Raw genomic sequence first — 18307 nt, 5'->3', positions numbered from 1 at the left:
CTTCGTTATTCTGAGGCCAGCGCCAGGATCTTCTCCTGGTCCGCGTCGTCTTTGTCCAAAATGCCGGTGATGCGGCCGCCGTGCATCACCATCACCCGGTCGCTCATGCCGAGGATCTCCGGCAGCTCGGAGGAAACCAGAATGATGGCGACGCCGCGGTTGGCCAGCTCGCTGATCAGGCGGTAAATTTCCGCTTTCGCCCCCACGTCGATACCGCGCGTCGGTTCATCGAGGATCAGGATTTTCGGCTGCGCCAGCAGCCAGCGCGCGATCAAGACCTTCTGCTGGTTGCCGCCGCTGAGGTTATTGATGATCTGATCCATGGTCGGCGTTTTGATGTTGAGCTTTTTAATCTGATCCATGCAGTCTTTGGCCATCTGCACGTGGCTGACGAAACCGTTCTTGCCGATGTATTCCGACAGGTTGACGATGCTCATGTTCTCGACCACCGACAGCACCAGAAACAGGCCGGATTTCTTGCGGTCTTCGGTGAGGAACGCCAGCCCGCTCTCGATCGCCTTCGCCGGGGAATCCACTTTTACCGCCTGGCCTTCGATAAAGATCTCGCCGCCGTCCGCCGGGTGCATGCCGAACAGGCTCTCCATCACTTCGCTGCGCCCGGCGCCCACCAGCCCGGCAACGCCGAGGATCTCGCCGCGCTTGACGCTGAACGATACGTCATGGAACCAGCCGCTGCGGCGCAGCCCCGCCACCCGCAGCACTTCCTCGCCGATATTGTTGTTGAATTTGGGGAACATCTGCGTCAGTTCGCGCCCCACCATCATGGTGATCAGCGACTGTTTGGTCAGGTTTTCGGTTTTGTCGCAGGCGATGAAGGTGCCGTCGCGGAAAATGCTCACTTCGTCGGTGATGGCGAAGATCTCGTCCATCTTGTGGCTGATATAGATGATGCCTTTGCCTTGCTCGCGCAGCTCGCGAATGATGGCGAACAGGTGCACCACTTCGCCTTCGGTCAGCGCCGAGGTCGGTTCGTCCATGATCAGCACGTCGGCGTTGTAGGATACCGCCTTGGCAATCTCCACCATCTGTTGGTTGGCGATGCTCAGCTCGCCCACCAGCGTTTCCGGCTGCAGTTTGATGTTCAGCCGCGCCAGCAGTTCGCGGGTCTGTTCGTTCAGCTGTTCGTGGTTGACGAACCCCAGCCGCGCCGGTTCGCGCCCCAGCCAGATGTTTTCCGCCACCGTCATGTAGGGCACCAGGTTCAGCTCCTGGTGAATCATGGAAATGCCCGAATGCAGCGCCTGCAGCGTGTCGCTGAAGGTGACCGGCCGACCTTTGATTTTGATCGAGCCTTCGTCCGGGTGGTAGATGCCGATCAGGCATTTCATCAGCGTCGATTTACCCGCGCCGTTTTCCCCCATCAGCGCGTGCACGCTGCCGGGTTTGATTTTAATCGAGACCTTATCCAGCGCTTTGACGCCGGGGAACTGCTTGCTGATGCCTTCGGCCTCAAGAACATAAGGGTACATACCGCTTACCTCCGCACTGACCCACGTTTTCCGCCGCGCTCGCCCCACACCGGCGCCCGCGGCGGGCTTCAAGGCTTATTTCTTGTTTTTATCGGCGAATTGCTGGTAATTGGCCTGGGTGATCAGCTGGTAAGGGATCAGCACGTTGCTCTCCACTTTCTCGCCTTTCACCAGTTGAACGGCGGTCTGCACCGCGCCTTCGCCCTGGCCTTTGGCGTCCTGGAACACGCTCAACGCCAGATCGCCCTTCTTGATGAACTCCAGCGCGTCCGGCGTGCCGTCAACGCCGGCCACCAGCACGCCGGATTTCTTGGCCTGCTTCAGCGCCAAAATAGCGCCGATGGCCATTTCGTCGTTGTTGGAGGCGATGGCGTCTATCTGCTGGCCGGACAAAATCCAGTCGGTGGTAACGTCCACCGCCTCTTTGCGGAAGAACTTGGCGGTTTGCTTATCGACTATTTTGATGCCGGGATAGTTGGCCGCCACCTCTTCCACGCCGCGGGTGCGGTCGCGCGTGGCTTCACTCGACAGCTCGCCCATCAGGATCATCACGTTGCCCTTGCCGTTCATCAGCTTGGCCAGCGCTTCCATCTGCAGCTTGCCGGCCAGCTTGGAGTCGGAGCCGACGTAGGCCATGCCGGCCGGCAGCGCCACTTCCGGCTTGCGGTTGACGAACACCAGCGGGATCTTGGCCTTCTCGGCCAGCTTAATCATCGGCTTGACGCCCTGGGTATCCACCGGGTTGAGGATGATGGCGTCGACGCCCTGGCTGACGAAGTTTTCGATTTGTTGAATTTGCTGCGCGATATCGCCTTTGGCGTCTTCGAACTGGCCGCTGACATTACCGTCGGCCTTCATTTTGTTTTGCATCGACTGGCGCAGAATGGTGAGGAAGTTGTCATCGAAGTAAGCCATGGAAACGCCGATCTTGATGTCTTTCGCCAACACGCTGGCCGGCAGCATGCACATCAGTACCGAGGCGGCGATCAGTTTCTTCAGCTTCATGTTCGTTACCCTTTAATCGTTAGAATGAAGAGGTCTGTTGGTTGACAGCTAATGAAAAATATTTTTTACATTCAAACAACAATACGGTCGGTGTTATCCCTTTGATACGGCGAATTTACCGCGTTATCGCCGTATAAAGGTCGTTGGAAAAATGGTGATCAATATCTCAAAACAGATTAAAAACAACCAATTGAAATAAACCCCTGGCACAACAAACGGCACCTTCAGCACGTTTTTAAATGTTTATTTCATAATTTAGATTATTGAAACTTTTTAACCCAAACAAGCGAAACATGCATTTTGGAATGGCTTATTAACAAAAACATGACACGGATCTAACAAATGAAATGAAAGCCGCCGGCGAGCGTTCCTCTTTCGTGCGCCGGCAAAAACTGCGAGCGGCCACGCAGTTTGCGGTTTCCGCGTTTCCCGACCATCCTTACTCGGCAATAATGGACATATCCCTATCTCAGGAGGACCTGACATGCAGCTCAGCAGTAAGGTGCGGATGAACCGCCTGTTCAACAACGGCAAGTGCCTGGACGTGGCGATCGATCACGGCATCGCCAACGAACCGGATTTCTTGATCGGCCTGGAAGATATCGAACGGGTGATGGGCAACCTGATCGCCGCGCGCCCCGACGCCATTCAGGTCAACTACGGCCAGGCGGATCTGCTGCAGCGCGCGCCGCAGCGCGAAAAACCGGCGCTGGTGATGCGCACCGACGTCGGCAACGCCTATAACGCCGCGCGCCACCGAGAAATGTGGGCGGTGCTGCACAACCCGGAGGCGCCGATCCTCGCGGCGCTGCAAATGGACGCCGCCGCGGTGGTGGTCAATCTGTATATGATCCCGGATGAGCCCGGCATTTTCCGCCAGTGCGTGGAAAACATCGGCCGCCTGCGCCACGCCTGCGATCAATACGCCATGCCGCTGATGATTGAACCGCTGGTGATGGCCCCAGCCGGCCAGGGCGCCGCCTACGGCTCGCTCGGCGACGTGGAGAAGATCGTGCCGCTGGTGCGGCTGGCGCGCGAGCTGGGCGCCGACATCATCAAGGCCGACCCGACCGAACGCGTGGAAGACTTCCACCGCGTGGTGGAAGCGGCGCGCTGCCCGACGCTGGTGCGCGGCGGCGGCAAGGGGGAGCTGGGGCCGGTGCTGGAGAAATCCGCCGCGCTGATGGCCCAGGGCGCCTCCGGCATGGTTTACGGCCGCAACGTCTATCAACACAGCAATCCGTCGCAGGTGGTGCGCGCGTTGATGGCAATCATCCATCAGGGCGCCAGCGGCCAACAGGCGCTGGAGATCTACCACCAGCAGTGACCCGCTTTTGTAACTAAAATAACCCCCTGCTCCCCCGGCAGCATGCTATAACCTGCTGCCGGTAACTGCAGCTTGCCTCATTCCTCGCTAGAATACGCCGTGATATCGCCATTCGGAGAACCGCCATGCCAAAACAACGGGTGCCGCTCAAGCTGAGCACCTCCATCACGCTGATGGTGTCCGCCATCATCGCTTCGGTGCTGCTGGTGGTATTCGCGCTGTTTTTCGTGCAGATGAGCCGCGAGGGGCAAGATCAGCTGCAGCAGAAAGCCATCGCCGTCGCCAATACGCTGGCGCTCTCCAGCACGGTGGTTGACGGCCTGCAGCGGCGCGACCAAAGCGGCGCCATTCAGCGCTTCGCCGAGCAGGTGCGCCATCAAAACGAGCTGCTGTTCGTGGTGGTGGTGGATATGCAGGGTATCCGCTATTCGCACCCCAAACCCTGGCTGATCGGCCAGCATTTTATCGGCGACGATCTGGCGCCCGCGCTGCAAGGCAACGTCAACAGCGCCATCAACCGCGGCACGCTGGCCCCGGCGCTGCGGGTGTTCGTGCCGGTGTATGACGCGCAGAAACAGCAAATCGGCGTAGTGGCGCTCGGCATCGCGCTGGATACCGTGCAGCGGGTGGTGGCGGAAAGCCGCTGGATCATCTATTGGACCATCGCCTTCGCCGCGCTGGTCGGCAGCCTGGGCACCTTCTTCCTGGTCTCCGCACTCAAGCGCATCATGCTGGGTTTCGAGCCTTACGAAATCTCCAACCTGTTCGAACAGCGCAACGCCATGCTGCAATCGATTAAAGAAGGCGTGATCGCGGTCGATAATGAATCCCGCATCACCATCGTCAACGACGAGGCCAAGCGCCTGCTGCGCCAGAGCGGCCCGGTGGAAAACCTGCTGCTGGAAGCCGCCAGCAAGCATTGGCCAGCGCAGCTGCATCTGGCGGAGGTGCTGGCCAGCGGCAAACCGCTGCGCGATCGGCAGATCAGCTTCAACGGCAGCGAACTGCTGACCAATACCGTCCCGGTGATCGTCAACGGCCAGGTGACCGGCGCCATCGCCACCTTCCGCGACAAGACCGAGGTCAGCCGCCTGCTGCAGCGCCTGAGCGGCATGGCGCACTACGCCGATGCGCTGCGGGTGCAGTCGCACGAATTTATGAACAAGCTGCACGTAATACTCGGCATGCTGCACATGAAGGCCTACCAGCAGTTGGAAAACTACATCATCAATACCGCCAGCAACTATCAGGAAGAGATCGGCGCGCTGCTGCGCAAGATTCACTCGCCGGAAGTGGCGGGCTTCTTCATCGGCAAGATCAGCCGCGCCCACGAAGCCGGCGTTGAGCTGACCATCGAGGAAACCAGCCTGCTGCCGGAAACCGACGACGCGGAAACCACCCATGTGCTGATCAGCGTGCTCGGCAACCTGATCGAAAACGCCATCGACGCCATCGACGGCGTTGAGGGCCACGAGATCGGCCTGAGCTTCCATCACCACGACGATCAATTACACTGTATCGTCAGCGACGACGGCCCCGGTATCGATCCGGCGATCGGCGCGCGCATCTTCGAACACGGATTTTCTACCAAGGGAACGGGACGCGGCATTGGCCTGGCGCTGATCCGCAGCCATCTGGAGAAACTGGGCGGCAGCATCGATTTCGAATCCGAACCGGGCGAGCTGACCCAATTTTTCGTGCACCTTCCCTATCAGGCCAAGAGCAGAGCCCATGATTAACGTACTGATTGTCGACGACGACCAGATGGTGGCGGAGCTGAACAAATACTACCTGAGCCAGGTCAGCGGTTTTCACTGCCAGGCGACGGTCGCCACCCTGAACCAGGCGCGCGCCCTGCTGGCCGATGCCGACGTCAGCATCGATCTGGTGCTGCTGGATATCTACATGCAGCAGGAGAACGGGCTGGATCTGCTGCCCGGCCTGCGCGAACTCGGCGAGAAGACGGATGTGATCATCATCTCCTCCGCCAGCGACGTGAACACGGTGCAAAAGGCGCTGCACTACGGCGTGGTGGATTATCTGATCAAACCGTTCCAGTTCAGCCGCTTCAAGGAGGCGCTGAGCCACTACCGGCAGCAGTCGCAGATTCTGGCGCAGCGCGAGTTTTCGCAGGCCGACGTCGACAGCCTGCTGCGCCGCCAGCCCGGCGGCCAGGAGAGCAAGAAGCTGCCGAAGGGGCTGACCAGCATTACCCTGAGCACGGTGTGCGAGTGGATCGAACAGCAGCATGACAGCGAATTCTCCACCGACAACCTGGCCAACGCCATCGGCATTTCGCGGGTGTCCTGCCGCAAGTACCTCATCTATCTGGCGGAGAGCGGCATTCTCGGCACCCGTATTCTGTACGGCGCCACCGGCCGCCCGGTCTATCTGTATCAGCTGAAACCGGACGCGATCGCCATGCTGAAAGAGCATTGCCGCCCGGCCTAAACGACGCCGGGCGCTGATGGCGCCCGGACGGTTAATGTTAGAAGCTGTGCATGTAACACTTCGCCTCGCGGTGAGGATCTTTCGAGTGTCTCCGCAGGCAGCGCTGCTTTTTCTCCTGCTGTTCCAGGTGATGCTGCTGCCGTTTGGCGCTCTCTGCCGCCTCGCGCTGCTGTTCGCGCGCAATCGCCTGCTCGTTGGCCAGCGTCAGATTATCGACATTCCACACCTTGTGGCGCAATGCGTCGCGCTTTTTCTGATACTCCTCGGTGACCTTGCTGTCCTTCGGCGCCGCCGCATGGTATTCCAAATCCACCCGCGCCTGCGCGAAGCTGGCGCAACACAAGGCCGCGCCGGCCAACACTATCCTTTTCATTAATGATTCCTTTTACATCGTTTTACTCTGCGCGCACGCCGGCTCAACAACCGTTCGGCGATGCCGGCGGCTTTTCCTCTGAACGGGGCGCGCGCTGCCCGCCGGTGACGGGCGCTTTGCCGGGCTCGATACCGCACTCCGCCAGCCGCGCCAGCTCTTCCGCATCGCGCTCTGCCGGCGGCGCTTCCTCGCTCATTTCCTGCCGCAGATCCTGCGCCAGCGCTTTCAGCCGCTTTTGAAACAGCACCGGCGACACGCCTTCACATTGCCTGTCGTAGCGCGCCGCGCCGGCGCTTTGGCTTAGCGGCAGCAACAGCAAGAGAAAGATCGCGGCCATGTCCTTCGCCATGGGCAACTCCTTTGATTACACCGAAATAAACCGGCAGTTCCCTATAAGGAAAACGAATTGTCTGCTAACGCAATAAATGGTCGGGCCACGGCAGAATAGCGCAGGAAAGGTAAACCCTCCGACAATATCGACAGAATGCGCGCATTAATTTGGCTGAATATATTTAGCGGCTTAACGATCGAATATTTTCGACCCATCGAAGGTGCCGCCAATGCCGACATTTCCTTCGTGCAATACCGAGGAGGCGGACTCGCCCGCCATGATGCGCTGCCGCTGCTCCCGCGTGGCAGGCTGCGGCTGAGACCAGTCTGGGGACGTTGACGTCGGCTGAATCACGCTGCAAGCGCTCAACAACAATAACGATGCCGGGGCCCAATAACGCCATGTCATAGTTTTCTCCTTAAAGGAAATAAAATACCCGCAGCCGGCGGCAAGGGTAAATAAAAAAATGACTTTCTTTAGTTTAATAACCGCTGTTATTTCAACGCCGCCCGTCGATGTTAATCACCTGGTTAACCTATTAACCTGAAATAAACATTTTCGCTTAGCCACCCGATAATTCGCGTGCAATAAAAAAGGCCGGGCTAACCCGACCTTGTTTGACCGCTCGACGCGCTTAGACCAGCTCGATCACATCGAAGTTGGCTTCGCCGCTCAGATCGGCGTCGTAGTCAACGCCCTGCAGACCAAAGCCGAACAGGCGCAGGAATTCCGCCTTGTAGCCCTGGTAATCGGTCAGTTCGTTGATGTTGTTGTCGTTCAGCTGCTGCCAGATTTCACGGCAGGTTTCCTGCACGGCGTCGCGCAGCTCCCAGTCATCCAGACGCAGACGGTGTTTCTCGTCGGTGTCCGGCGCCGCACCGCTGTACAGCTTGGTGGCGAACAGACGCTGGATCTGCTCGATGCAGCCTTCGTGAATGCCCTGCTCCTTCATGATCTTGAACACGATGGAGATATACAGCGGCATTACCGGAATGGCGGAGGAAGCCTGAGTCACCACCGACTTGAGCACCGCAACGTAAGCCGCGCCGCCTTTGGCCTGCAGCTTCTGGTTGATGGCGTGCGCCGCACGATCCAGATCTTCTTTCGCCTTGCCCAGCGTACCGTGCCAGTAGATTGGCCAGGTCAGATCGGTACCGATGTAGGAGTAAGCGACAGACTGCGCGTTATCCGCCAGCACGCCCGCTTCGTCCAGCGCGTCCATCCACAGCTGCCAGTCCTGGCCGCCCATCACCTTCACGGTGTCGGCGATTTCTTGCTCGTTGGCCGGCTCGACCACGGCTTCAACCAGCACGTCTTTGTTGGTGTCCAGCGCGACGGATTTGTACGGCTCGCCGATCGGCTTCAGTGCGGAACGCACCACTTCGCCGGTTTCCGGCATCTTACGCACCGGCGAAGCCAGCGAGTAAACCACCAGGTCAACCTGACCCAGGTCTTTTTTAATCAGATCGATCACGGTCTGACGGCACTCGTTGGAGAATGCATCGCCGTTGATGCTTTTCGCGTACAGGCCTTCTTCTTTAGCTGCCTTGTCGAAACCGGCGGAGTTGTACCAACCGGCGGAACCGGTTTTGCCTTCGCTGCCAGGCTTCTCGAAAAATACGCCGATGGTGGCCGCACCGCTGCCGAAAGCGGCATTGATGCGCGAGGCCAGACCGTAACCGGTGGATGCACCAATGACCAGCACCTTTTTAGGCCCGTTTTTCAGTTCGCCGCGCGACTTAACGTAGGCGATTTGCTCACGGACGTTGGCTTCACAGCCTGCCGGGTGAGCGGTGGTGCAGATAAAACCACGAATTTTAGGTTTGATAATCATAGTAATTTTTTCTTGGTAGCTAAAAACCGAAGGACAATATACCTGATTTTCTCGATATACTTAAGAAAGTGCGAAAACAAGCGCAGTGAACAGACCAGTTTAGTCGAGGGATCAGGGTTGCCCAACTCCGCATCGTGCTGCCTCCACGCGCCACGCGTCGCACCCTCAGCGCGTTCAAGCCTTCCCTCTTCAAATCAGCAAAAGTTGATCATGCTTCTGGCGTTGCGTTATGGTGTGGCTGTTTTTCGGTCGAATATCAGGGAAGATAAAATCACCAGGAACAGTAATGGAACCGACTTTATATTATATTCTTTCAACTCTCGCTGCCGCGGCCTGTCTGGCCGTGAAATACGGCTTCAGACCGCCTCTGGGTTCCAAGGGTTATGTCGTTCTGGTTACGATATGCTTTTTAATCCTTTGCTGGCAATTTACCCTTTTTGCCAACGGCAACGCGATGTTTATTGCTGACTCTGAAACATGGGCCAAAGAAAATTGGCCTCTACGCTACTGTGCGTTGGGGTTTGCTCTTGCACATGCCTTCGCCACTTTCGAATCCTCCAGAAGAAAGAAAAAAGACAAACTTTCCTGAAGACGTCACCACCAAATGAAACGCCATTTGGTGGTGACAAGGTAGATCCATTACGCCTTGTTCTTTTCCATCTGCTCAATCAGCGTATAGCGCAGCGATGAAGCATCGGCCGGCACGTTCTCCACCGGAGTAACAAGCACTTTCAGCCGATACTGATAGCCCGGTTCGAAGGTGAAACCCTCGATACCGGTATAGAACAACTCCCACGGCTGCTGCGCGGAACGGCGCACCTGCATGCACTTCATCGGGCCGACGCCCACGCAGTCCACCAGCGCGCTGTTCACCAGCAACACCTCCGTTTGGCCGCCTTTCTCGTTCGCGGGCTGATTCATCGAGGTTCCCTCCTGGCTGCAGCCGGCCAGCGCGGCCAACGCAACAAATAACAACGCTTTAATTTTCAATGTACTGCACCAATAGTCATGTAGGTCAGGCGATCCTAACAAATTGACTGGATGAATTGAACCTTGCTCCGTATCACAGGAGCGACATTATTCGTTCGCGTTTATTCTCCAAACTCACGCGTTACAGGACAGCAGTCATGACGGTACGCTGTCGTTTTTATCATCGCCATCAATGAGAAAACCGGCATCACGAATCGCCGCCTTCACCTGCCTGGCATCCATCACCGCCGTTTTCACATAGCCAAAAAAGGCTACCCGCGTGCCAGGCAGACGGACTGGCGTCGCCAGTTGGACACTGAGTTCGAGATTGCGCTGCGCCATCAGCTCAGCACGCGCCTGCCAAAACGCGGCGAGATCGGAGGGAGTTTCAGTGGTTGTTTCGAACCGAGACGCCAATTCGCTTAGCGCCTCCCACTCCGCCAACAGGGCGGCAACCACTTCGGGGTTGGCCATCTTCCCCCAGTCAGAGGGTAAAGCCCCCTCACGCCACGCCTCGAGATAGCCGGGCAACGCCATCTTCAACTGGCTCAACCGATCGTTCAACGCTGGTTTCCTTTTACAACGCCTAATACCTTGATATTCCCCATAATGCCACTCTCATTTAACGGTGATGGGAGCAATGATCGGAGCTTATCAGCGCCATAAATGACGTAATAACTTTTGGTGCGGCGAAATTAGCGATATGTGCGGGTGGGGAATAAGGATGGAGATCGGGTTGGTGGCTGTGATTCGAAAGAGGAGCGGGGATTGTTGCTGGCGGATTAAGAGGAGTTTACTTATAAATCAATCACACAAAAAAAGACCGAATACGATTCCTTTATACGAAAAAGAATGAAAATATCCTTTTTTAACAATACCTTATCAACATTTCAGCCTTTGCAATCCCTTGCTTTACCTTGCATTCCATGCTTTTAATTTCAGATAGTTACCAGAACCCTCGGAGCAATTCGGAATAATTTAGGTACTAAAACTCTCAATCACAAACGCTAATATACTCGCGCACGTGGCAGATCACTCAGCCGTGTCGTGTATGCCGGCGACAGTAGCTCACGCTTCATTGACCACACCTGATGCGCCCCTTGTCCTGCAAACCACAGTTTTGCCCTCCCCGAGTTATTGATCCGATCAAGCACCCCCATCAGTTGCTCGCTGTTATGCCGTGGCTTGTACTCATCGAACAACCCCAACTGAGCCACACCTTGACTGTAAAAATCCTGCAGCATCACCCCGCCTTTCTGATATCGATGGCCAGGTTGCCAAACCGCATCCAGGCAACGCATAGCCGCAGCGATAATGTCCCGAGTATCCTGCGTTGGCGTGCTCAGTTTTATGCTTGCGGTGTTGCCATAGTATTCCTCATTGATGGCAAATGGGCTGGTTTTGAGCCACGCGCTGACATGCCGGCAATACTGATGCTCCTCCCTCAACTTCTCCGCTGCACGCGTCGCGTACATGCAAATAGCCTGATGCATCTGGTCATACTCGGTGATCCGATCTCCGAAGCTGCGGCTGCAGATGATCTGTTGTTTTGTCGGCGCAAACTCCTCCAGCTCGAGACAAGGCTGACCACGTAGCTCGCGGACGGTTCGCTCTATCACAACGCTGAAATGCTTGCGGATCATCGTAGTGCTTGCATCGGCCAGTTGGAGTGCCGTTTCTATACCCATCATGTTGAGCTTTTTCGATATCCGGCGTCCGATACCCCAGACCTCATCGACAGGCACGAGGCCCATCAATTTGCGCTGGCGCCCTTCATTGGACAAATCCACTACTCCGCCAGTCTTGTCCCACTTCTTCGCCGCGAAGTTTGCCAGCTTGGCTAACGTCTTGGTTTGGGCAATGCCAACGCCTACAGTTAGCCCAGTGTTGCGCAGTACCTTGGCCCTCACCTGGCGGCCGAAAGTATCCAGATCAATGCAGTTACGAACTCCAGTCAGATCAAGAAAACTTTCGTCAATTGAATACACTTCTAGGCGTGGCGCCATCTCTTCTAAAACAGCCATCACACGCTGAGACATGTCGGCGTATAGCTCATAGTTGCTGCTGAACGCGATGCCCCCTGCGCGCTCAAATTCCCGCTTAATTTTGAAATAGGGTTCTCCCATCTTTAACCCTAACGCCTTCGCTTCCTTGCTCCTGGCTACGACGCATCCGTCATTATTCGACAGAACGACGACAGGACGCCCTCGCAGATCTGGGCGCCACAACGTTTCGCAACTCGCGTAGAAGCTGTTCACATCAGCAAGCGCGTACATCACTTGAGCCTCGTTATCGAAGACACAACAACGCCCATCACCTCCAGATCGTCACCGCCATCATGAAGCAGGATCGGCTCATACTTCGGGTTCATGGGTTCCAATTGCGCGCGAGGATGCAAACAGAGACGCTTCACGGTGAACTCGCCGGCTATGCTGGCAATAACAATATCTCCATGGGCTGGGCTGATGCTGCGGTCAACAACAAGCATAGAGCCCTCAGTGATCCCGGCCTCAAGCATGGAATCACCTGTCGCATAGAGAAAATAGGTCGCATTGGGATGGCTGATGCAGTACTCGTTCAGATCGATGCGCGAACTGACGTAATCTGCTGCAGGACTGGGAAACCCCGCCGGCACCTTGTCGGCGAAAAGCGGGATTTTGAGCTTGGTTGGGTTTGGTGTTGGATAAAAGAAAGTCATAATGTTGCCTTGTTACTGTATTTTTATACAGTATATGCGCAAGATTTTGACGGGGGAAAGTTCGGATTTTTGTTAGAAAGGTAGGATATTGATCGGTAAAGAAAGATAGTTTTGATGAATGGCCGAGTTCCCTCCAGGCTACAACTCACGATCGAAGTTCGACCTTCAGCGCGTTTTCGCGTCCACAAGTAGAACACTGTGCCGATGTTTATCGCGACATTATCCCTTGAGATATCAGTCTGAGAGGAGCGCCAGAACCCAACTATCAGGTGGCGTGAGGCAACGCTGACGGACGGCGTGCTGGGAGTCATACGTTGTTACTACAGTACGTCACCATGCCCCAACGATAGTGATTGTGCTTACTTATCATCTTGATGGGCTAGAAAATTTTGCCATCAATATCATGCGATGGCAGAATATGGCAAACCAACATTTAAGAATTTTACGCATTGAATACTTTTATACGTTATGCATCTGTAGGGGTAATGAATACCCTGGCTCACTGGGCTGTTTTTGGGCTCATGCTCTTTAGCGGTTTCTCACAATCAGTTTCAAATGTTGTCGCTTTTGGCATCGCTGTAACCGTTTCGTTCTTTGCTAACGCCAAGTGGACGTTTAAGGCACAAGCTACAACTTACCGCTATATGGTGTATGTGTTGTTTATGGGAGGTATGGCATTCTCTGTCGGTTGGGCAGCAGATACGCTACATGCAAACCCAATTGTAACTCTCGTTACTTTTTCAGTGATCAGCCTAATCTGTGGCTTCATTTATTCTAAGTTAGTTGTCTTCAGGGAAGATAAATGAAAATTTCACTTGTAGTTCCCGTATTCAACGAGGAAGAAGCAATTCCTCTATTCTACCAATCTGTGCGTCAGTTTAAACCTTTTCAGCATATAGATGTAGAGATCGTTTTCGTCAACGATGGTAGCTCAGATAGAACGGAAGAAATACTGTCTTCCTTATCTAATGATGATCAAAATGTTAAATCAATAAATTTTTCCAGGAATTTCGGGAAAGAACCTGCATTATTTGCTGGTTTGGAAGCCGCTACCGGCGATGCTATTATCCCAATTGACGTTGACCTTCAAGATCCAATTGATGTTATCCCACTATTATTGAATAAGTGGCAAGATGGTGCAGACGTGGTGTTGGCTAAACGTATGGATAGGCAATGCGATGGCCGAATGAAGAGAAAAACAGCAGAATGGTTTTATCGAGTACACAATAAAATAAGTAAACCGGCCATAGAAGAGAATGTAGGTGATTTTAGGCTGATGACCAGGGAAGTGGTAGAAAGCATTAAATTACTTCCAGAGAGAAACCTATTTATGAAAGGTATCCTTAGCTGGGTTGGCGGAAATGTTGAAATTGTTGAATACTCTAGAGCCGAGCGAGTCGCAGGAACCAGCAAATTTAATGGCTGGAAGCTTTGGAATTTGGCAATAGAGGGAATTACAAGTTTTTCCACCTTCCCTCTTCGTGTTTGGGCTTACATTGGATTTTTTGTTGCTGCAATTTCCTTCATGTATGGCGCATGGATGATCATAGATAAGGTTATTTGGGGCAACCCGGTAGCTGGCTACCCTTCAATTATTGTTTCCATTCTTTTCCTTGGCGGTGTACAGCTTATAGGAATCGGAGTGCTTGGGGAATATATTGGTAGAATATACATTGAAACCAAACGTCGCCCACGCTATATAATAAAGAAGTGAGATGAGAATTAAAATGTTTTGTAAAATCGACAAAAAAGCACTGCTCCTGTACTCAGGGATTGCTCTTCTTTTTATTTATCCATTAATCCAAGCTGGTATTTTTTATAGGGATGATCTAGATAGAGCCATAACTGGTCAGTATGGATGGAGAGGATTAGGTCGGCCTGTTGCAGATATTCTCATGAAAGTTTTATCCGCCAGTGGCCACTATAACCTTGATCTATACCCCTATACTATGATTGCTTCCTGCTTGTTTATCGGTGGGGCATCGCTTTTACTTAGCGATCATTTATCGAGGTTAGAAGTTCCTTCACACAAATTAGTTGCGGCTCTTCTAATTTTTAATCCATTCATGCTGCAAAATATCGCTTACAGATATGACTCTTTAGGCATGTCCATCGCTTTTTTCCTAGCGGTTATGGCTTATACCTATACAGCCAGTAATCCTACCAGACAAACTTTAGTAAAACTGCTCGTTGGCGTACTATCTTTAACCATATACCAACCATGTGCAAATGTATTTATTGGTTTACTTGCTGTAGACGTAATGATCGCAGCAGTAAAAAATGACTGTAAAGCCACTGACATTATAAAAAGAATACTTAACAAAACGGCTTTATTCGTCTCTTTTTACATGGTTTACATGTTATTCTTTGCTGCAAAAAGTAATTCACGCGCAGAGATCATATCAGCTAATACTGAAGGGCTAGAGCATTTAGCCTCTACGCTTAGTTCATTAAAAAACATGGTGCTATCATATTTCCATGGCCCAGTTTATATTTATTTTTTGATTCCAGTTGTTGCTGGCTTGATTTTCATGTTGTTTGCAAATCGCCATAAGAAAAAATCTATATTATCATTCAGTCTTTATTGGGTTATTTCCCTATTTATATTTTTAGTTTCACTGATGGGGCCAACCATATTTCTTAAAGATGCTCCGGTATTCCCCAGGACTTTGGTTTCCTTCTCAGCGTGTCTTGTTTTAATTTCGATTCCCATTGTTTATTTTTTACCAAAAATGAAATATTTATCACTAATTCCTGTTATTACAGCAATTGCATTCAGCGCACAATTAGGCAGTGCCATTAAATCACAGCGCGAGTATGAAGATTTTATTTTTAACATGGTCAGTCGTGACTTGCTCACTCATAATGAAATTACCACCATCGGAACAGTTGGCCAGGTCAATATAAATGAAAGGGCTAAATTGTTAGTGGACAACAAACCATTAATAGGCTATTTCCTTAGCCCTGCATCTGAGTTTTTAGCCTCTTTTCAACTAATTAACAAAGGGTTCCCGCAGACTCTGCATGGTTATGGAGATGAACAAAAAAATAAAAATGTGCTTTCTCGTATGATTAGCAGTGGGATTAAAGCAATCTCAACTAATCAGGAATATTCTCTGTTCATTTCAGGTAATACAGCCATTGTATCATTGGGAACGGATAATAATTGACCTATTCAGCCCTCTACCATGAGGGCTTTATTTTCGGTTCCGGCCACACGATTTTTTCAAGATCTGTGTCATCGCTGATCTTCTCGATCTCGTTAACGTAGTCCATCCATACCCGCAATTTGGCTTTCTCTTCATCGGTAGCCATACCCAATAGCAACTTGCTATTGAGGGTTTGCGTAACCTGGTTAACACGTGCGATACGACGTTCTTTCTCCCCCTGTAACATCTTGCGCTTTTCAGCAGAGCTGTAGGTGCGCTTAATCACCCTTCCGTCACGATATACCCACGTCATATCGTTGCACGCTTCAGGTGGGGTTTCGCTAATCGCCACCTCTGCTACTGAGAAACCAGGAGGGAAAATTGCTGTGACGTCTTTTGATATACAGACGATAATACCATTCTCGTCATACATGACCTTCAGCGTGTCTGGACTAAAATCCGCCTGACAGGCGTACCAGTCTCGCCCATTTTTATCTCTGGCGTAAAGAATATCAGGTCTATATGCTGGCTCATTCTCTTCGGTGGATTTAAAATCAGGCTTGTAAATAGCAAAGTTTTCAAATTTAACCATGATTAAGAAGTCCCTATATTTCGCCAAGAACCATTAATTAAAACTTGGACATATGAATAAGAAGCCCAAATAGATGGGTTATAGTTGGCCCCAGACATACCAGTAAACACGCAACCGTCAGGAGCTCTAACTTGCCCCCCAGTATCAGGCTGGTTAATTCGTCCAGTGAGCCTGACGTTTTGGACAAGATTTTGATAAGCCCAGTTTTGTGCGTTATTTTGCGCGTTCGATATGTTTTGATTCAGCCAGTTGCTAAGGTAGCCTCCCCATTGAGGGCCTTCGACATTGCCGTCTGGGTGCCATGTAGTCCCGGCGGAGTTGCTTATAGCTGGCCAGCTCCCATTAAGAGAAAGCGAACCATTATTGTTAAATGCCGGATAGGCATCCAATCCCCCTCCGTGGATATGGAATGATAATGATCCATATTTCCCTACAGTCTCAAGATAATAAATATCTCCATATTGGTCACCAGCACCTTGGATATGCAGTCCGTTTGTTTGGTTAAAACTTTGCCCGTTACTTGTATAGGGGTTAACCCCTAACTTATTAATATATCCAGTATAATTAACCGAAAAACTTGTACCTACATTTATGGAGCCGTCACTGGTGGAGACAGCAAGCGGTCGCAGGTTATTAAATGTCCCCCACTGGTCACCAGCATTGGTGAGCATGAGATAGAGGGCATTGCCGTCATTACGCCAGAATGTACCGTATTGACCTGCAACGATCCTATAGGTGTCGGTATAAGTCGAACCTAGCGCACCACTCATTCTATCGCCAGTCTTAGCAACAGCGTTTACATCGGCAGCAGTAGGTTTAAACCTATCGGTATAAATTCTCGCCCAGGTAATCCCGCCAGCCTCTGCTTGTGAAATGCCGACATACGCCGCCAAATTACCGCCAACAACAGCTACGTAGCCTGAGGATGGTGCCGCATCCATAGGCAAGCATACAACGCCAGCTGATACGTTTCCGGACACTGCAGGAGGCTTATTGGCTGACGAAGCATTTACGCGGAAAAACTGCGCGATGTTACTGTAAGCGTCGCTTTTGGCTATTGGCCCGACACCCAAACCCGCCGTGCCCATTTCCATTACATTACCACTGCCAGTGCCGACGTTTTTCGTCGCAGCAGTACCGAGCTCAAGATTTTTCCGGCCCTCCGCTTTATTTTGTAAATCCGCCAAGTTTTGTGACTTTTGAAGAAACAGCCCATTGGGATCCGCCAACAGACTTTTCCAGCCCGCTGCACTGGCGCCATCCGGATCCGTTGTGTTCGCTTCAACTGTATTCCACCAGATTTTCGAGCCGTCAGCGCTTAATACCGTTGCGCCTTTTGCATATCCGCCGATAGCCTGAGCAAAAGCAGAATCAAAGGTATAATGGCCGCCGGCTTGAGAAAAACGAATTGCCGCAGTGATGTCGTTCAGCAGTCCGTTAAAATCCTTCCCGTGCGGTGGGATACCGCCGGCCGCGATTGCTGTCATTGTGAGTGGCGGAAAGCCAGAGTCATAGGCAGCTTTGCCCTTTTCCTTGGTTTCCTGCGTGGCATTATTGGGGATAGTGTTTTTGTCAGCTGTACCGCTGGCGAACGGCACTGCAATCTGACGCGGTTTATCTGTCAGTTTCATTTTATGCCTTCTGAATTATTGAAACGTTAATACCTGGCGGCGCCGGCAGCGCGCCGGAGGACTGGACGATAGCCAGCTCTGCGGTCGACAGTTCAAACTCGAACACATAGCTCATCTTCATTCCGCCATCGTTCTGGATATAGGCGCGCCCCCGATCGCCGAACATGTAACGCAACATCCGATTGATATTCGGTATTGAACAATCGGTGATATTGCTCATGGCTTTCATCATGATCAGACGGCGATAGATCGGGTCCGCAAGTTCAATGGTCTGCGTTGTGCTCTCACCGCTATAGAACGGCGCCTGGTCAAATGGGCGGGGATCCGTCCGCGTTGGCGTATCCAGCCGCGCCTCACTGAACCCCAAGTAATTAAAGTCATCGTCGACCGTTAGCCGCCGGCTTACGTCCACAATTTTTCCCCACACATCGAGGCCATAGGTCTCTGCGGTTTCGAT

20 protein-coding genes are annotated in these 18307 nt (G+C 52.6%); 7 read left to right on the top strand and 13 right to left on the bottom strand.

Annotated elements, in window-relative coordinates:
- Window positions 1–5 precede the first annotated feature (5 nt).
- Together AC4PR2_RS18325 and AC4PR2_RS18320 are read right to left on the bottom strand one after the other, a co-directional pair.
- Window positions 6–1490, bottom strand: a complete 1485-nt coding sequence (locus tag AC4PR2_RS18325) for a sugar ABC transporter ATP-binding protein (protein ID WP_049202519.1) — start codon at window positions 1488–1490, stop codon at window positions 6–8.
- 75 nt (window positions 1491–1565) lie between these two features.
- Complete coding sequence (locus AC4PR2_RS18320) at window positions 1566–2495, bottom strand: sugar ABC transporter substrate-binding protein (RefSeq protein WP_033642730.1); 930 nt, start codon at window positions 2493–2495, stop codon at window positions 1566–1568.
- Between the two features lie 484 nt (window positions 2496–2979).
- Here AC4PR2_RS18320 and AC4PR2_RS18315 point away from each other — a divergent pair, with 484 nt between their 5' ends.
- The 3 genes from AC4PR2_RS18315 to dcuR all read left to right on the top strand — a co-directional run bounded on the left by AC4PR2_RS18315 (window position 2980) and on the right by dcuR (window position 6273).
- Entirely contained in the window at window positions 2980–3822 is an 843-nt protein-coding gene (locus AC4PR2_RS18315) for a class I fructose-bisphosphate aldolase (RefSeq protein ID WP_047727766.1), read from the top strand.
- Between the two features lie 125 nt (window positions 3823–3947).
- Window positions 3948–5561, top strand: a complete 1614-nt coding sequence (locus AC4PR2_RS18310) for a sensor histidine kinase (RefSeq protein WP_087762339.1) — start codon at window positions 3948–3950, stop codon at window positions 5559–5561.
- Complete coding sequence (gene dcuR / locus AC4PR2_RS18305) at window positions 5554–6273, top strand: two-component system response regulator DcuR (protein ID WP_492175344.1); 720 nt, start codon at window positions 5554–5556, stop codon at window positions 6271–6273. Before AC4PR2_RS18310 ends, dcuR begins: the two co-directional genes overlap by 8 nt.
- 37 nt (window positions 6274–6310) lie before the next feature.
- Here the strand turns inward: dcuR and AC4PR2_RS18300 are convergent, their stop codons facing one another.
- The 4 genes from AC4PR2_RS18300 to fabV form a co-directional block, all read right to left on the bottom strand.
- Complete coding sequence (locus AC4PR2_RS18300) at window positions 6311–6646, bottom strand: hypothetical protein (RefSeq protein WP_060419415.1); 336 nt, start codon at window positions 6644–6646, stop codon at window positions 6311–6313.
- A gap of 43 nt (window positions 6647–6689) precedes the next feature.
- Window positions 6690–6995 (bottom strand): hypothetical protein, encoded by a 306-nt coding sequence (locus AC4PR2_RS18295; protein ID WP_060419416.1) that lies wholly within the window; start codon window positions 6993–6995, stop codon window positions 6690–6692.
- Window positions 6996–7166: 171 nt separating this feature from the next.
- Window positions 7167–7385, bottom strand: coding sequence for a YdgH/BhsA/McbA family protein (locus AC4PR2_RS18290; RefSeq protein ID WP_197801507.1), 219 nt, complete (start codon window positions 7383–7385; stop codon window positions 7167–7169).
- A 226-nt stretch (window positions 7386–7611) separates the two neighbouring features.
- The gene (gene fabV / locus AC4PR2_RS18285) at window positions 7612–8811 is read right to left on the bottom strand and encodes an enoyl-ACP reductase FabV (protein WP_048322950.1); all 1200 of its coding nucleotides are present in this window, start codon (window positions 8809–8811) and stop codon (window positions 7612–7614) included.
- 286 nt (window positions 8812–9097) lie between these two features.
- Here fabV and AC4PR2_RS18280 point away from each other — a divergent pair, with 286 nt between their 5' ends.
- Window positions 9098–9400 (top strand): hypothetical protein, encoded by a 303-nt coding sequence (locus tag AC4PR2_RS18280; protein ID WP_049202506.1) that lies wholly within the window; start codon window positions 9098–9100, stop codon window positions 9398–9400.
- Between the two features lie 50 nt (window positions 9401–9450).
- On the opposite strand, the gene AC4PR2_RS18275 is transcribed toward AC4PR2_RS18280, so the two are convergent.
- From AC4PR2_RS18275 to umuD, 4 genes are all read right to left on the bottom strand, one after another.
- Complete coding sequence (locus tag AC4PR2_RS18275; protein WP_060419421.1) at window positions 9451–9801, bottom strand: DUF4377 domain-containing protein; 351 nt, start codon at window positions 9799–9801, stop codon at window positions 9451–9453.
- 135 nt (window positions 9802–9936) lie between these two features.
- Window positions 9937–10344 (bottom strand): hypothetical protein, encoded by a 408-nt coding sequence (locus AC4PR2_RS18270; protein ID WP_102984833.1) that lies wholly within the window; start codon window positions 10342–10344, stop codon window positions 9937–9939.
- A gap of 443 nt (window positions 10345–10787) precedes the next feature.
- Window positions 10788–12056 carry a translesion error-prone DNA polymerase V subunit UmuC gene (umuC, locus tag AC4PR2_RS18265; RefSeq protein ID WP_492175343.1) on the bottom strand — a complete coding sequence of 423 codons (1269 nt, stop codon included), beginning with the start codon at window positions 12054–12056 and terminating at the stop codon, window positions 10788–10790.
- The gene (umuD, locus tag AC4PR2_RS18260; protein WP_033637997.1) at window positions 12056–12478 is read right to left on the bottom strand and encodes a translesion error-prone DNA polymerase V autoproteolytic subunit; all 423 of its coding nucleotides are present in this window, start codon (window positions 12476–12478) and stop codon (window positions 12056–12058) included. Before umuD ends, umuC begins: the two co-directional genes overlap by 1 nt.
- 449 nt (window positions 12479–12927) lie before the next feature.
- Between umuD and AC4PR2_RS18255 the strand changes: the two genes are divergently transcribed.
- From AC4PR2_RS18255 to AC4PR2_RS18245, 3 genes are read left to right on the top strand one after another with little or no spacing between them, the layout of a single operon-like run.
- Window positions 12928–13284 carry a GtrA family protein gene (locus AC4PR2_RS18255; RefSeq protein ID WP_072271515.1) on the top strand — a complete coding sequence of 119 codons (357 nt, stop codon included), beginning with the start codon at window positions 12928–12930 and terminating at the stop codon, window positions 13282–13284.
- The gene (locus AC4PR2_RS18250; RefSeq protein WP_060447306.1) at window positions 13281–14192 is read left to right on the top strand and encodes a glycosyltransferase family 2 protein; all 912 of its coding nucleotides are present in this window, start codon (window positions 13281–13283) and stop codon (window positions 14190–14192) included. Before AC4PR2_RS18255 ends, AC4PR2_RS18250 begins: the two co-directional genes overlap by 4 nt.
- Before the next feature lies 1 nt (window position 14193).
- Window positions 14194–15648, top strand: coding sequence for a glucosyltransferase domain-containing protein (locus tag AC4PR2_RS18245; protein WP_492175342.1), 1455 nt, complete (start codon window positions 14194–14196; stop codon window positions 15646–15648).
- Window positions 15649–15661: 13 nt separating this feature from the next.
- On the opposite strand, the gene AC4PR2_RS18240 is transcribed toward AC4PR2_RS18245, so the two are convergent.
- From AC4PR2_RS18240 to AC4PR2_RS18230, 3 genes are all read right to left on the bottom strand, one after another.
- The gene (locus AC4PR2_RS18240) at window positions 15662–16219 is read right to left on the bottom strand and encodes a tail fiber assembly protein (protein ID WP_060447307.1); all 558 of its coding nucleotides are present in this window, start codon (window positions 16217–16219) and stop codon (window positions 15662–15664) included.
- A 2-nt stretch (window positions 16220–16221) separates the two neighbouring features.
- A complete protein-coding gene (locus tag AC4PR2_RS18235; protein WP_492175341.1) occupies window positions 16222–17850 on the bottom strand; it encodes a phage tail fiber protein in 1629 nt (542 codons plus the stop codon).
- A 1-nt stretch (window position 17851) separates the two neighbouring features.
- Window positions 17852–18307 (bottom strand): DUF2612 domain-containing protein (locus AC4PR2_RS18230; protein WP_492175340.1); only part of this gene is annotated, 456 nt, incomplete at its 5' end.

Source organism: Serratia sp. A07, from assembly GCF_058725505.1.
This window is presented reverse-complemented; position numbering and strand designations above follow the sequence as displayed.

Coding starts and splice junctions, on each gene's coding strand:
- AC4PR2_RS18250 (WP_060447306.1), top strand. CDS start 13,281: ATGAAAATTTCACTTGTAGTTCCCGTATTCAACGAGGAAGAAGCAATT.
- AC4PR2_RS18245 (WP_492175342.1), top strand. CDS start 14,194: ATGAGAATTAAAATGTTTTGTAAAATCGACAAAAAAGCACTGCTCCTG.
- AC4PR2_RS18325 (WP_049202519.1), bottom strand. CDS start 1,490: ATGTACCCTTATGTTCTTGAGGCCGAAGGCATCAGCAAGCAGTTCCCC.
- AC4PR2_RS18240 (WP_060447307.1), bottom strand. CDS start 16,219: ATGGTTAAATTTGAAAACTTTGCTATTTACAAGCCTGATTTTAAATCC.
- AC4PR2_RS18295 (WP_060419416.1), bottom strand. CDS start 6,995: ATGGCGAAGGACATGGCCGCGATCTTTCTCTTGCTGTTGCTGCCGCTA.
- AC4PR2_RS18320 (WP_033642730.1), bottom strand. CDS start 2,495: ATGAAGCTGAAGAAACTGATCGCCGCCTCGGTACTGATGTGCATGCTG.
- AC4PR2_RS18310 (WP_087762339.1), top strand. CDS start 3,948: ATGCCAAAACAACGGGTGCCGCTCAAGCTGAGCACCTCCATCACGCTG.
- AC4PR2_RS18280 (WP_049202506.1), top strand. CDS start 9,098: ATGGAACCGACTTTATATTATATTCTTTCAACTCTCGCTGCCGCGGCC.
- AC4PR2_RS18235 (WP_492175341.1), bottom strand. CDS start 17,850: ATGAAACTGACAGATAAACCGCGTCAGATTGCAGTGCCGTTCGCCAGC.
- fabV (WP_048322950.1), bottom strand. CDS start 8,811: ATGATTATCAAACCTAAAATTCGTGGTTTTATCTGCACCACCGCTCAC.
- AC4PR2_RS18290 (WP_197801507.1), bottom strand. CDS start 7,385: ATGACATGGCGTTATTGGGCCCCGGCATCGTTATTGTTGTTGAGCGCT.
- umuD (WP_033637997.1), bottom strand. CDS start 12,478: ATGACTTTCTTTTATCCAACACCAAACCCAACCAAGCTCAAAATCCCG.
- AC4PR2_RS18300 (WP_060419415.1), bottom strand. CDS start 6,646: ATGAAAAGGATAGTGTTGGCCGGCGCGGCCTTGTGTTGCGCCAGCTTC.
- dcuR (WP_492175344.1), top strand. CDS start 5,554: ATGATTAACGTACTGATTGTCGACGACGACCAGATGGTGGCGGAGCTG.
- AC4PR2_RS18315 (WP_047727766.1), top strand. CDS start 2,980: ATGCAGCTCAGCAGTAAGGTGCGGATGAACCGCCTGTTCAACAACGGC.
- umuC (WP_492175343.1), bottom strand. CDS start 12,056: ATGTACGCGCTTGCTGATGTGAACAGCTTCTACGCGAGTTGCGAAACG.